This is a genomic window from Actinocorallia sp. B10E7, assembly GCF_039871655.1.
In the GTDB taxonomy this organism is placed as follows: Bacteria; Actinomycetota; Actinomycetes; order Streptosporangiales; family Streptosporangiaceae; genus Actinocorallia.
Map to the genome: position 1 here is coordinate 718,131 of NZ_JBDPLZ010000005.1, position 12,548 is coordinate 730,678.

Sequence of the window (12,548 nt, forward strand, 5' to 3'; positions counted from 1 at the left end):
GTGCTAGACGTCAACTTCTTCGACGAACTTCGCATCGGCCTCGCGACCGCCGACGAGATCCGTCAGTGGTCGCACGGCGAGGTGAAGAAGCCTGAGACCATCAACTACCGGACCCTCAAGCCGGAAAAGGACGGGCTCTTCTGCGAGAAGATCTTCGGTCCGACCCGGGACTGGGAGTGCTACTGCGGTAAGTACAAGCGGGTCCGGTTCAAGGGCATCATCTGTGAGCGCTGCGGCGTCGAGGTGACCCGGGCCAAGGTGCGCCGTGAGCGGATGGGCCACATCGAGCTGGCCGCTCCGGTCACCCACATCTGGTACTTCAAGGGTGTTCCCTCGCGGCTGGGCTACCTGCTGGACCTGGCGCCCAAGGACCTCGAGAAGATCATCTACTTCGCGGCCTACATGATCACGAGTGTCGACACCGACGCCCGTGACCGTGACCTGCCGACGCTGGAGGCGCGCATCTCGGTGGAGCGCCAGCAGCTGGAGCAGCGGCGCGACAGCGATGTCGAGGCCCGCCAGCAGAAGCTGGAGGCCGACCTGGCGGAGCTGGAGGCGGCCGGTGCCAAGGCCGACCAGCGCCGCAAGGTCCGCGAGGGCGCCGAGCGGGAGATGAAGCAGCTGCGCGACCGCGCGCAGCGCGAGATCGACCGGCTCGACGAGGTGTGGACTCGGTTCAAGAACCTCAAGGTCCAGGACCTTGAGGGCGACGAGATGCTCTACCGCGAGATGCGGGACCGCTTCGGCAAGTACTTCGCCGGCGGCATGGGCGCGGCGGCCATCCAGGCCCGCCTGCAGAACTTCGACCTCGAGGCCGAGGCCGAGAAGCTGCGCGAGATCATCCGCTCGGGCAAGGGCCAGAAGAAGGCCCGCGCCCTCAAGCGGCTGAAGGTCGTCTCGGCGTTCCTCAACACCACCAACAGCCCGCTGGGCATGGTGCTGGACTGCATCCCGGTGATCCCGCCGGACCTGCGTCCGATGGTGCAGCTGGACGGCGGCCGCTTCGCGACCTCCGACCTCAACGACCTGTACCGCCGGGTGATCAACCGGAACAACCGGCTCAAGCGTCTGCTCGACCTCGGCGCGCCCGAGATCATCGTGAACAACGAGAAGCGGATGCTGCAGGAGGCCGTCGACGCGCTGTTCGACAACGGCCGCCGCGGACGTCCGGTCACCGGCCCGGGCAACCGGCCCCTGAAGTCCCTCAGCGACATGCTGAAGGGCAAGCAGGGCCGCTTCCGCCAGAACCTGCTGGGCAAGCGCGTCGACTACTCCGGCCGCTCCGTCATCGTCGTCGGCCCGCAGCTGAAGCTGCACCAGTGCGGTCTGCCCAAGCAGATGGCGCTGGAGTTGTTCAAGCCGTTCGTGATGAAGCGCCTGGTCGACCTGAACCACGCGCAGAACATCAAGAGCGCCAAGCGCATGGTCGAGCGGGCCCGCCCGGTCGTGTGGGACGTGCTGGAAGAGGTCATCACCGAGCACCCGGTGCTGCTCAACCGCGCGCCCACCCTGCACCGTCTGGGCATCCAGGCGTTCGAGCCGCAGCTGGTCGAGGGCAAGGCCATCCAGATCCACCCGCTCGTCTGCACCGCGTTCAACGCGGACTTCGACGGCGACCAGATGGCGGTGCACCTGCCGCTGTCCGCCGAGGCGCAGGCCGAGGCCCGGATCCTGATGTTGTCGACGAACAACATCCTCAAGCCGTCGGACGGCAAGCCCGTCACCATGCCCACCCAGGACATGGTGATCGGCCTGTACTGGCTGACCGGCGAGCGGGAGGGCGCGGCAGGCGAGGGCCGGACCTTCTCCAGCGTGGCCGAGGCGATCATGGCCTACGACCGGGACGAGCTCTCGCTCCAGGCGAAGGTCCAGATCCGGTTCAAGGACGCTGTGCCGCCGCGCGGCTGGGTGGCGCCCGAGGGCTACGAGGCGGGCCGGCCGTTCCGGCTGGAGACCACCTTGGGCCGGGCGCTGTTCAACGAGACGCTGCCCGCGGACTACCCCTTCGTCAACTACGAGGTGGGCAAGAAGCAGCTGTCGGCGATCGTGAACGAGCTCGCCGAGAGCTACCCCAAGGTCGAGGTGGCCGCCGCGCTGGACGCGCTGAAGAGCGCGGGCTTCCACTGGGCGACCCGCTCGGGTGTCACGATCTCGATCGACGACGTCATCGCGCCGCCGAACAAGGCCGGCATCCTCGAGGGCTACGAGCGCCGTGCCGACAAGGTGCAGCGTGAGTACGAGCGCGGTCTGATCACTGACGACGAGCGCCGCCAGGAGCTCATCGAGATCTGGACGCACGCGACCAACGAGGTCGCGAGCGACATGATGGACGAGTTCAAGAGCAACCCGAACAACCCCATCTGGATGATGGTCAACTCGGGTGCTCGCGGTAACCCCATGCAGGTCCGGCAGATCTCCGGTATGCGTGGTCTGGTGTCGAACCCCAAGGGTGAGACCATCCCGCGTCCGATCAAGTCGTCCTTCCGCGAGGGTCTGACCGTTCTGGAGTACTTCATCTCCACGCACGGTGCCCGCAAGGGTCTGGCCGACACCGCGCTGCGGACCGCCGACTCGGGTTACCTCACCCGTCGTCTGGTGGACGTCGCGCAGGACGTCATCGTCCGCGAGGTGGACTGCGGCACCGACCGCACCATCCCGTTCCGGATCGTGGAGAACGACCGGGCCGCGGACGGCTCGCTGGTCAAGCTGGGCACCTCGGAGTCCAGCCTGATCGGCCGGACCATCGCGACGGACGTCGTGGTCGACGGCACGGTCGTCTACCCGGCCGACACCGACCTGTCCGACGCGGTGATCACCCGGCTGATCGAGGCCGGCGTGGAGGAGGTCCGCACCCGCAGCGCCCTGGTCTGCGAGGCCAAGATCGGTGTCTGCGCCGCCTGCTACGGCCGTTCGCTGGCCACCGGCAAGCGGGTGGACGTCGGCGAGGCCGTCGGCATCATCGCCGCGCAGTCCATCGGTGAGCCCGGCACCCAGCTGACGATGCGCACCTTCCACACCGGTGGTGTGGCCGGTGGCGACATCACCCACGGTCTGCCCCGTGTCCAGGAGCTGTTCGAGGCGCGCATCCCCAAGGGTGTCGCCCCGATCACCGAGGTCGCGGGCCGGGTCAAGATCGACGAGACCGACCGGACCCGGAAGATCATCATCGTTCCGGACGACGGCTCGGACGAAATCGCCTACCCGGTCTCGATGCGGTCGCGCTTCGAGGACGGCATCTTCGAGGGAGCCCACGTCGAGGTCGGCCAGCAGCTGATCAAGGGCGCGGTCAACCCGCACGAGGTGCTGCGCATCCTCGGCCCGCGCGCCGTGCAGCTCCACCTGGTCCAGGAGGTCCAGGAGGTCTACCGGTCGCAGGGTGTGTCGATCCACGACAAGCACATCGAGATCATCGTCCGGCAGATCCTCAAGCGGGTGAACGTGCTGGAGGCCGGTGACACCCACCTGCTGCCCGGCGACCTGGTGGAGCGCCCGATCTTCGAGCGCACCAACCGCCAGGTGGTGGCCGAGGGCGGTACTCCCGCCGCCGGCCGTCCGGTCCTGATGGGCATCACCAAGGCGTCGCTCGCCACCGAGTCCTGGCTGTCGGCCGCCTCCTTCCAGGAGACGACCCGGGTCCTCACCGAGGCCGCCATGCACTCCAAGAGCGACTCCCTGCTGGGCCTCAAGGAGAACGTCATCATCGGTAAGCTCATCCCGGCCGGTACGGGCATGCCCCAGTACCGCAACGTCCGGGTCGAGCCCACCGAGGAGGCCAAGGCCGCGGTGTACAGCGTCGGCTCCTACGACGACGCGGGCGAGTACACCTTCGGCACGGGCTCCGGCGAGGCCGTTCCCCTGGAGGAGTACGACTTCGGCCAGTACGGCCGCTGAGTCGCAGTCTGACGGTAAACGCCCCGGGCGCCTCTGGCGCCCGGGGCGTTCGCCGTTGCGGCTACCCTCGGGGCATGGGGTCGGTGAACGTGGTCGTGGTGGTGGGAGTGCTGGCGCTGGTGGTGGCGGCCTCCCTGATGCTGATCAGGGCTTTGGGGCGATTGCGGTAGCACTACGCTGGGGTTCATGGAGATTGTGTTCGAGTATGAGCTGCACCCCGACCTCAAGTCCCTGGAATGGCTGGTGGGGACCTGGGAGGGCGACGGGATCGGGGACTACCCGACGATCGAGCAGTTCCGGTTCACGCAGCAGATCTCGTTCACCCATATCGGCAAGCCGTTTCTGATCTACACCAGCCGCACCTGGCTGCTGGACGAGGATTTCAAGCAGGGGCCGGCGCTGGCGATGGAGACGGGGTTCTGGCGGGTGCCGGGAGGCGGCCGCGAGGTGGAGGTGCTGCTGTCGCACCCCACCGGGATCCAGGAGATCTACACCGGTGAGGTGGCCTTCCACAAGGTGGAGCTGGTCACGGACGTGGTGGCGCGCACCAGGACCGCCAAGGAGGTCGCGGGCGGCAAGCGGCTGTACGGTCTGTTCCCCGCGAAGGACGGCGAGCAGGAGCGGGACCTGGGCTGGGTGTACGAGATGGCGGCCGTGGGCCGGCCGATGCAGGTGCACATGTCGGCACAGCTCAAGAAGGTGCCGCAGTAGTCCCGGAAAAGGGCGATCCCCGGACCATTCCCTGAAGGGGAGCCGTCAGGACTGGACGGCGGTCCGGGGATCGGGTGTCTGCTGGAGATTCGCCAGGAGACTGCATGTCCCGAGCGGGCGCTCCTAGCGAGCAGCCACCTCGCAAGTCCTCGCATGAATCATGTTCTGGACCACCTCCTTTCCTGCGTGTTTGAAAGCTATGCGATGCTCCGGGACAGGGCAAATGGTTTATCCCCCGGCATAGGATCGGGGCATGGCAGAGACCACCTGGCAGGAAGAGCTGCGCTCCCGCGGCTACCGGGTGACGCCGCAACGCCAGCTCGTCCTGGAAGCGGTCGCCGCGCTGGAGCACGGGACGCCCGAGGAGATCTGCGCCGAGGTGCAGCGGACGGCCAAGGGCGTGAACATCTCCACGATCTACCGGACCCTGGAGCTCCTGGAGGAGCTCGGCCTGGTCAAGCACGCCCATGTCGGGCATGGTCCGCCGAACTACCATCTGGCCACCGAGGCCGATCATGTGCATCTGCGCTGCCGGGGCTGCGGCAAGGTCGAGGACGTGCCCCCGACCGTCGCGGACGGCCTGGTGCAGGCCCTGGAGTCGGGCTACGGCTTCGAGACAGACGTCCACCATCTGACGGTCTTCGGACGGTGCGGGGAGTGCCGGAAATGACGTTCTACGCAGAGGCGCCCGACGAGGCGCTCGCCGCCCATTTCGGCGACCCGTACGCCGAGCAGAAGGCGCTGGTCGCCGGCTCGGCCGTGGTCGCCAGGTCCAATCGGGGAGTGGTCCGCGTCTCGGGTCCGGACCGGCTGTCGTGGCTGCACAGCCTGCTCAGCCAGCATCTGACGGACCTGCGTCCGGGGGAGGCCACCGAGGCGCTGTTGCTCAGCCCGAACGGCCACATCGAGCACCACCTGTCCCTGGTGGACGATGGGGAGGCGGTGTGGGCGCATGTGGAGCCCGGCACCGCCGCACAGCTCGCCGCCTTCCTGGACCGGATGAAGTTCCTGCTGAGGGTCGAGGTCGCCGACGTCTCCGCCGAGTACGAGGTGGTCACCGGCACGGGCTTGGAGGGCGCGCTGTCCCTGCCCGACGTCGAGGGCATGACGAGTCTGATCGTGCCGCGCGGAACGGTCTTCGAGGGGCGTTCGCAGGCCGGGATCTGGGCGTACGAGGCGCTGCGGATCGCCTCGCACAAGGCCAGGTTCGGCCTCGACACCGATCACAGGACGATCCCGCACGAGATCGGGTTCATCGACGTGGCGGTGCATCTGAACAAGGGCTGCTACCGGGGTCAGGAGACGGTGGCCCGGGTGCACAACCTGGGCCGTCCGCCGCGCCGGCTGGTCTTCCTCCACCTGGACGGAAGCGCCGACAGGCTGCCCGCGCACGGCTGTGACGTGGAACTGGACGGGCGCAGGGTGGGGTTCGTCGGCTCCTCGGCCAGGCACTACGAGCTGGGGCCGATCGGGCTGGCCCTGGTGAAACGAAACGTGCCTGTCGAGGCGGTTCTCTCAGCCGATGGGGTGGCGGCGGGTCAGGAGATCGTGGTCTCGCCCGACACGGGGGCCAATGTCACGATCGATCCGGCGCTGCGGGGCCGCCGTCTGTGATTGGGGTCTCCTGAAGTGGGATAAACAAAGATCGAGGTGCGCTTCTGACCGAAGGCGGTACGCGATCATGGTGTCCAGCCCCCGTAAGACATCGGCGCCACCCCGCAAGTCCCCTCGGCCCCGGGTCAACCGGGACGCCGAGCAGATCGCGTGGTGGCTGCTGTTCGCCGTTCTGGCGGTGTTCGGCGTGATCCAGTGGAACTGGCGGCTGCTGCTGCTCACGCTGCTGCTGTGGAGCTTTTATGAGTTCTGCCTGGTGCGCACCCGCTGCAGGGTGAAGACCAGGCAGGGGTTCGAGTGCGTCGAACCGGTGCGGGGGCGGGCCTTCGCGCACGACCGCCGGCACCAGGACATCAAGAACGACGGCCTGTGGAACCTGGTCGGCCGTCCCAACCCCCGCTACACCCCGAAGATCTCCGAGCCGAACCGGGACACCGGCGTGGTCCTGGTGGCCCCGCGCGTGCGCCACCGGCTGGACCGCAACGACCGCTTCATCCTCTACCTGGCCGCCCTGGGCACGGCCGTCTCGCTGGTGGGGATGTTCGTGGGGCTCTTCTGAGCACCCCTCAGACCTCCAGGACGAGGGTGATCGGGCCGTCGTTGACCAGGGAGACCGCCATGTCCGCGCCGAACCGCCCGGTGGCGACACTCGCGCCGAGCCCGCGCAGGGACTCCACGACCGCGTCCACCAGGGGTTCGGCGACGTCGCCCTTGGCCGCGGCCAGCCAGGACGGCCGGCGGCCCTTGGCGGTGTCGCCGTAGAGGGTGAACTGGCTGATCACCAGCAGCGGGGCGTCGACGTCGGAGCAGGACTTCTCGTCGTGCAGGACGCGCAGCCCCCACAGCTTGGCGGCCAGCTTGGCGGCCTTGGCCCGGTCGTCGTCGTGGGTGACGCCGACCAGGACCATGAGGCCGGGGCGGTCGAGCCGCCCCACGACCTCGCCGCCGACGCTGACGGACGCTTCGCTCACCCGCTGGACCACCGCACGCATGGTCCCAGTGTCTCAGCCGACGGGGACGGTGAGGCTGCTCGGCCTCGACGGCGACGAGCTGAAGGTGATCTCGGCTCCGGGCTTGCCGGCGTTGCGGTAGCGGATGTCCGCGGTGTCGATGACGAGGGTCAGGCGGTGGCCTGCGGCGAGCTTCCAGCGGATGGGCTGGAGCCGCAGGTCGAGCTTCCTGGCCTTGCCGGGGGTGGCGTCGCGCAGGCTGTAGGGGATGTGGGTGACCAGTTCGGCCCGGCCGTCGGGGGCCTCGTCGTAGAGGTAGGCGAACAGTGAGGTGTTCCTGGCGGAGGGGGTGATCGTGGTGCGGAACACCGGGAAGCCGCTGACCGTGGTGGCACGTCCCAGTTTCGGGCCGCGGAAGACCAGGCCGTTCTCGCGGTCGACCTGGGCGGGGCGGATGGTCCAGTGGAGGCCGGCCTGTGCGCCTGCACCCGTGGCCTCGACCACGCCGCTGTCGGCGACGGTGCCTCTGCCGGTCGTGAGGGTCTTCTTCCAGGAACCGCCGCGGGAGCCGAGCCTCTCGCCCTTGCTCAGGTGGTAGCGCCGGGTTTCGCCGGCCTGCGTCCGCCAGTTCGCGAAATGCTTCCAGCCGCCGCCGTTGTTGGCCTTGAGCGAGACGGAGCCCTTGTCCGCGACGCCGTTCTTCTTGCCCTTGAGGTAGTGGTCGAACCAGCTCTTGGTGGCGCTCCAGGCGTCGTTGGGCAGGCCGACCGCGCCCAGCCCGTCGGGGGTGCCGTGGTCGCCGGCCTGGTACATCAGGCGTTTGGGCACCTTCAGCCGGTTGAAGAAGTCGACGTTCTGGGCCGGCGGGAAGATGCCGTCCTGCCAGCCTCCGGACAGCAGGAGGGCCGGCTTGTTGGCGTTGATCCGTTTGACGTAGGCGGCCGCGCCCCGGACGGAGGCCAGGGACAGGGCGTTGCCGAACCGGTCTTTGAGGTAGCCGTCCTGGACCTCCAGGAGGTCCTTGCCGGGCCTGCCGGTGGCGTGGCCGACGGACAGCAGCATCGCCGCGGCCTGCTCGCTGACGGTCTCGTTGAGGTAGAGGGAGTCGGGCAGGCTGGCCCAGCCGCTCATCGCGGAGACCGCGCGGATGCGCCTGTCGAAGGCGGAGGCGATCAGGGGGATGCCCGCGCCGTAGGAGATCCCGGCCGCGCCGACCCGCTTCTCGTCGGCTCGGGCGTTCTTCACGGCCCAGTCGATGACCTTGCTGACGTCGCCGACGTCGGGCCGGCCGGCGACCTCGATCTTCCCCGCGGAGTCCCAGAAGCCGCGGCTGGTGTAGGCGACGACGGCGTAACCGGAGGAGGCGAGCTTGGCGGCGGCTCCGGCGTACTCGGCGTGGAAGAGGGACCAGCTGGCCGGCATGACGATCAGGGGGAAGGGGCCGCGGCCTTTCGGCTGGTAGACCAGGGCCTTGAGGGGGGTGCCCCCGTGGCCGGGAATGGTCTTGTACGACGAGGTGTAGCCGGGCCCGGCCGCGTGGGCGGGCCCGGCGCACAGGACGGAACCGAGCATCGTCACCGCGGCGGCTGTCGCGACCTGTCTGCGCACGCGGCGCCTCCTCTTCACTTGCCTGGACCCAGGGGTGAAGCAAGTAAAGAGCTACTTACCGATCGGTAGCTAGGTGTGCGGTATCAAGCGCCATGTCCAATATGTGTGGTCGCATGCTAAGAGTCCATCCGGACCGTGCCACTACGATTCGTAGTACTACTGTGTGTCCTTGGTCACGAGGTAGAATGTCGGTGTGAAAGGTCTGGGAGAGCTCGAACGCGCCGTGATGGAAGTGCTGTGGGCCAGGGAGGAACCGGCCACGGCGCGCGAGGTGGGTCGGGCTCTGGCCGGCCGGGACCTCGCCCACACCACGGTGATGACGGTCCTGGACCGGCTGGCCAAGAAGAACTTCCTCGTTCGCGAGCGGGACGGCCGCGCCTGGTCGTACCGCCCCGCCGACACCCGCGAGGGGTACGTCACCGAGCTCATGCTGGGCGCGCTCGCGCTCAGCGGCGACCGCGACGCCGCCCTCGCCCACTTCGCCCGCTCGGTCACCGGAGACGAGGCCGCGGCCCTCCGCCGCGTCCTGGAGGAGCTCGAGTGACGAGCTGGATGGTGCTCGCGATCACCGCGTTCGCGACGCTTCCGGCCGCGGAGCTGCTGTCCCGCGCCAGATGGACATGGCACACGCCCCGGATCGGCATCCTGCTCTGGCAGGCTCTGGGCCTGGCCTGGGGCCTGGCCACCATCGGCGCGCTGCTGGGCTTCGCGCTCGCCCCCTACGAGGTGGGGGTGCTGCACGGCCTGTTCGCGCTGGCCGAGGGCGAAGCCGAGCTGGGCCTGCACCACGAGGTGGCGCTGCTGGCCGGGATGGCGCTGGCCGGCTCTCTCATCGGCATGCTGCTGCTGTCCGGCGTCCGGGTGGTGCGGGCCAGGTCCCGGCACCGCGCGCTGCTCAACCTGATCGCCCGCCGGACCGGACGGGGCGGCGCCCTGGTGGTCGACCATCCGGACGCCGCCGCCTACTGCCTGCCCGGCATGCGCTCCAAGATCGTGATCAGCGCGGGCACCCTGGAACTGCTGAACTCCGGTGAGCTGGACGCGGTGCTCGCCCACGAGTACGCCCACGCCAGGGAGCGCCACGACCTGGTGCTGCTGCCCTTCACCTCGCTGCCCCGTATCGGGCTGGTCGCCCGGGCGCTGGACGCCGTCGCGCTGCTCATCGAGATGACGGCCGACGACAGGGCCCTGCAGAACCGCCCGCCCAAGGAACTGGCCAAGGCGCTGCTGCGCTTCGCCACCGCCCCGTCGGCGGCGACGCCCTCCTGCGCCCTGTCGGCGCTGCCCGAGGGCGGCCCGGTGATGGCGCGGGTGCAGCGGCTGCTCAACCCGGCGCCACGGTCGGCCTGGGTGCAGTCGGCGGCGCTGGCGACCGCGGCGCTGCTGGCGGCCGGACCGCTGCTGCTCTGGGCGCTGCCGCACTGAGACCGGGCGGCACCCGGATAGAATGCCGTCCACCTTCGGAAGGGCCCGATGATCAGCTCTCGGGCCGCCGTGGCCGCACCGGGACGCCTCCGCGGTCCCGGTCGCTTCATGATCGTCCTACACGCAGGGGAGCCCGTGCGCCGCAAACTCACGTACGGTCTGATGGCGCTCGCGCTGATCACCGGATGCTCCGCCTCCCCTGCGGCCGAGCCCCAGGGCGCGCCGTCGACGTCGGCCGCACCCCAGACGCAGCGCCCCCCCGTCGTGATGTTCCTCGGCGACAGCTACACCGCCGGGACCGGAGGAACGCCCCCGGAGCGCACCTATGCCGGGGACCTGGCCCGAAAGCTCGGCTGGCAGGCGATCATCGGCGGCCATCCGGGTACCGGCTTCCTGGCCCGGGGCCGGGTCGGCAAGAACTTCGCCCGGCTGTTCGCCGACCAGTTCGCCTGGCGGCCCGCCCCCGACATGATGATCATCGCGGGGGGCCACAACGACGCCACCCGCAGGAATCCGCTGAACGGGCTGAACGACGCCGTCTGGCAGCTGGTCAACGGGGTCAAGGAACGCTGGCCGGGGGTCCCGGTGGTGCTGGTCGGGCCGATGTGGGGCGGGACGCCGACGAAGCAGGCCCTGGCCGTCCGCGACGCCATGAAGACGGTCGCGGGGCAGCTCCAGGTGCCGTTCGTCGATCCGCTGGAGGAGCAGTGGGTCACCGGTGACGTGCGCAGGGGCACCGGGAACGCCGACCTCTACATCAGGCGCGACAGGGTGCACCCGAACGAGACCGGCAACGCCTACTTCGCCGACCGGATGTTGTCGGCGCTGACCAAGCTGGGGATGGAGCGCCCGACGGCGGGCTGAGGCCTCACCAGGGCCCGTAGGGGCCCATGCGGCGGTTGTCGCCCCCGCCGATCGCCTTGAGGGCGGGACGGACGTCGGCGAGGTAGATCACGGCGGCGATGAACGAGGCGATCGAGAAGATGCCCAGGGTGCCCAGGCCGGGGAAGCCCACGGCGGCGGCGAACCCGAAGAGGGTGGCGAACGACAGGATGATCAGCCACATCTTCTTGGTCTGCTTGCCGGCGGCGGGGAAGGCCGGGGCCGGGCGGCGGACCGCGTCGAACAGGGAGAAGGCCTCCATGACGAAGGCGATGATCGCCAGACCCCAGAACACATACGAGAGCCCGGTGTGGACGCTGCCAAGCAAGAGGATCACCTTCCCGATGTGCCGTTGGGGTCAACCTTACAAACAATCGCCCCCATCCGGAGGTTCCGGATGGGGGCGAGGGTGAGGAAGGGCACCGTCCTCCGCTCAGCCGGTCGTCTTCTTGGCGGCCGGCTTGCGGGCGGTCGTGGCCGTCTTCGGCTTGGCGGCGGTGGTCTTGGCCGGGGCCTCCACCGACTTGGCCTCCTGGGCCTCGGCGCTGATCTCCTCGGCGGTCTTGTTGATGACGGTGCGGCCCCGCTCGGCGAGCTCGTCGATGACCTCGTTGACCTTGGCGGTCATCGTGGCGACGTAGTCCTGGAAGGAGACCGACTCGGTCTTGCCCCGGTACTCGGCCACATTGGCCTTGACCTCGTTGAGCCGCACGGTGGCGGTGGTGCGGGCCTTGGTGACCCGCTCCTCGACCTCGCCGCGGACGTCGTTGACGTTCTCCAGCACCGTGACGCGGTACTTGCCGTAGTTCTCGGCGACCTCGGCGCGCACCTTGGCGACGGTCTCGGGCATCTCGCGGAGCTTCTCGACGGCCAGGTCGACCGCTCCGGCGCCGGTGTAGATGGCCTTGTTGTCCCTGATCTTCTCGGCCAGAGTCATCTTTCCTGATCCTCTCTGTCGGGCAGAGCCTCGTGCTCGGGCCCGGTGTCGGCTGCGTTCTCCTTCCGGAAGGACTCGTAGATGTCCAGCAGCACCTGTTTCTGCCGTTCGGAAAGAGAGAGGTCGGTCCTTATCGCGGTCTGGACGTCGGTGTCCGTCTCGCGGTCTTCGAGGATGCCCGCCTGCACGTAGAGAACCTCGGCGGAGATGCGCAGACCCTTGGCGATCTGCTGCAGGATCTCCGCGCTCGGCTTGCGCAGCCCGCGCTCGATCTGGCTGAGGTAGGGGTTGGAGACTCCCGCCTGCTCCGCCAGCTGGCGGAGTGAGATCTTCGCGCGCTGCCTCTGTTCCCGGATGTACTCCCCGATGGAACCGACCTTCGGACCTGCCATGTCTCCACCCTGCGCCCTGATGCTTGCTATTGCAAGCGCAGGAAGGTCTTCTTTCGGGTGAGTCCGGTCACACCAAGCGATGATCTCGTGACGGGAATTGAAATTTCTTCCATTACGGTTCCGGTATGACTACCCTGA

13 protein-coding genes are annotated in these 12,548 nt (G+C 68.7%); 8 read left to right on the plus strand and 5 right to left on the minus strand.

Annotated features, from left to right (window positions below; all coding sequences use genetic code 11):
* The 5 genes from ABGB12_RS21230 to ABGB12_RS21250 all read left to right on the plus strand — a co-directional run bounded on the left by ABGB12_RS21230 (position 1) and on the right by ABGB12_RS21250 (position 6,775).
* Complete coding sequence (locus tag ABGB12_RS21230) at positions 1 to 3,891, plus strand: DNA-directed RNA polymerase subunit beta' (RefSeq protein WP_347680498.1); 3,891 nt, start codon at positions 1 to 3, stop codon at positions 3,889 to 3,891.
* A gap of 186 nt (positions 3,892 to 4,077) precedes the next feature.
* Positions 4,078 to 4,602 (plus strand): FABP family protein, encoded by a 525-nt coding sequence (locus tag ABGB12_RS21235; protein ID WP_347680500.1) that lies wholly within the window; start codon positions 4,078 to 4,080, stop codon positions 4,600 to 4,602.
* 253 nt (positions 4,603 to 4,855) lie between these two features.
* Positions 4,856 to 5,272: a Fur family transcriptional regulator gene (locus ABGB12_RS21240; protein WP_347680502.1), complete on the plus strand. Its 417-nt coding sequence runs from the start codon at positions 4,856 to 4,858 to the stop codon at positions 5,270 to 5,272.
* Positions 5,269 to 6,216, plus strand: a complete 948-nt coding sequence (locus ABGB12_RS21245) for a glycine cleavage T C-terminal barrel domain-containing protein (RefSeq protein ID WP_347680503.1) — start codon at positions 5,269 to 5,271, stop codon at positions 6,214 to 6,216. The genes ABGB12_RS21240 and ABGB12_RS21245 overlap by 4 nt, the downstream gene beginning before the upstream one ends.
* Before the next feature lie 67 nt (positions 6,217 to 6,283).
* On the plus strand, positions 6,284 to 6,775 hold the full coding sequence (locus tag ABGB12_RS21250; RefSeq protein ID WP_347680505.1) for a hypothetical protein: 492 nt from the start codon (positions 6,284 to 6,286) through the stop codon (positions 6,773 to 6,775).
* Positions 6,776 to 6,782: 7 nt separating this feature from the next.
* On the opposite strand, the gene dtd is transcribed toward ABGB12_RS21250, so the two are convergent.
* Entirely contained in the window at positions 6,783 to 7,208 is a 426-nt protein-coding gene (gene dtd / locus ABGB12_RS21255; protein WP_347680507.1) for a D-aminoacyl-tRNA deacylase, read from the minus strand.
* Positions 7,209 to 7,220: 12 nt separating this feature from the next.
* The gene (locus ABGB12_RS21260) at positions 7,221 to 8,774 is read right to left on the minus strand and encodes a CocE/NonD family hydrolase (RefSeq protein WP_347680509.1); all 1,554 of its coding nucleotides are present in this window, start codon (positions 8,772 to 8,774) and stop codon (positions 7,221 to 7,223) included.
* Between the two features lie 193 nt (positions 8,775 to 8,967).
* On the opposite strand from ABGB12_RS21260, the gene ABGB12_RS21265 reads away from it, so the two are divergent.
* The 3 genes from ABGB12_RS21265 to ABGB12_RS21275 all read left to right on the plus strand — a co-directional run bounded on the left by ABGB12_RS21265 (position 8,968) and on the right by ABGB12_RS21275 (position 11,063).
* Positions 8,968 to 9,318 (plus strand): BlaI/MecI/CopY family transcriptional regulator, encoded by a 351-nt coding sequence (locus ABGB12_RS21265; protein WP_347680510.1) that lies wholly within the window; start codon positions 8,968 to 8,970, stop codon positions 9,316 to 9,318.
* Complete coding sequence (locus tag ABGB12_RS21270; RefSeq protein ID WP_347680512.1) at positions 9,315 to 10,199, plus strand: M56 family metallopeptidase; 885 nt, start codon at positions 9,315 to 9,317, stop codon at positions 10,197 to 10,199. The genes ABGB12_RS21265 and ABGB12_RS21270 overlap by 4 nt, the downstream gene beginning before the upstream one ends.
* Positions 10,200 to 10,334: 135 nt before the next feature.
* Complete coding sequence (locus ABGB12_RS21275; protein ID WP_347680514.1) at positions 10,335 to 11,063, plus strand: SGNH/GDSL hydrolase family protein; 729 nt, start codon at positions 10,335 to 10,337, stop codon at positions 11,061 to 11,063.
* 4 nt (positions 11,064 to 11,067) lie between these two features.
* Here the strand turns inward: ABGB12_RS21275 and ABGB12_RS21280 are convergent, their stop codons facing one another.
* From ABGB12_RS21280 to ABGB12_RS21290, 3 genes are all read right to left on the minus strand, one after another.
* The gene (locus ABGB12_RS21280; RefSeq protein WP_347680516.1) at positions 11,068 to 11,418 is read right to left on the minus strand and encodes a DUF2516 family protein; all 351 of its coding nucleotides are present in this window, start codon (positions 11,416 to 11,418) and stop codon (positions 11,068 to 11,070) included.
* Positions 11,419 to 11,514: 96 nt separating this feature from the next.
* A complete protein-coding gene (locus tag ABGB12_RS21285; protein ID WP_347680518.1) occupies positions 11,515 to 12,018 on the minus strand; it encodes a hypothetical protein in 504 nt (167 codons plus the stop codon).
* Positions 12,015 to 12,410 carry a helix-turn-helix transcriptional regulator gene (locus ABGB12_RS21290; RefSeq protein WP_347680520.1) on the minus strand — a complete coding sequence of 132 codons (396 nt, stop codon included), beginning with the start codon at positions 12,408 to 12,410 and terminating at the stop codon, positions 12,015 to 12,017. Before ABGB12_RS21290 ends, ABGB12_RS21285 begins: the two co-directional genes overlap by 4 nt.
* Positions 12,411 to 12,548 lie beyond the last annotated feature (138 nt).

Excerpts from the sequence above, each read along its gene's own strand:
- ABGB12_RS21235 (WP_347680500.1), top strand. The coding sequence starts at position 4,078 with ATGGAGATTGTGTTCGAGTATGAGCTGCACCCCGACCTCAAGTCCCTG.
- ABGB12_RS21240 (WP_347680502.1), top strand. The coding sequence starts at position 4,856 with ATGGCAGAGACCACCTGGCAGGAAGAGCTGCGCTCCCGCGGCTACCGG.
- ABGB12_RS21245 (WP_347680503.1), top strand. The coding sequence starts at position 5,269 with ATGACGTTCTACGCAGAGGCGCCCGACGAGGCGCTCGCCGCCCATTTC.
- ABGB12_RS21250 (WP_347680505.1), top strand. The coding sequence starts at position 6,284 with ATGGTGTCCAGCCCCCGTAAGACATCGGCGCCACCCCGCAAGTCCCCT.
- dtd (WP_347680507.1), bottom strand. The coding sequence starts at position 7,208 with ATGCGTGCGGTGGTCCAGCGGGTGAGCGAAGCGTCCGTCAGCGTCGGC.
- ABGB12_RS21285 (WP_347680518.1), bottom strand. The coding sequence starts at position 12,018 with ATGACTCTGGCCGAGAAGATCAGGGACAACAAGGCCATCTACACCGGC.
- ABGB12_RS21290 (WP_347680520.1), bottom strand. The coding sequence starts at position 12,410 with ATGGCAGGTCCGAAGGTCGGTTCCATCGGGGAGTACATCCGGGAACAG.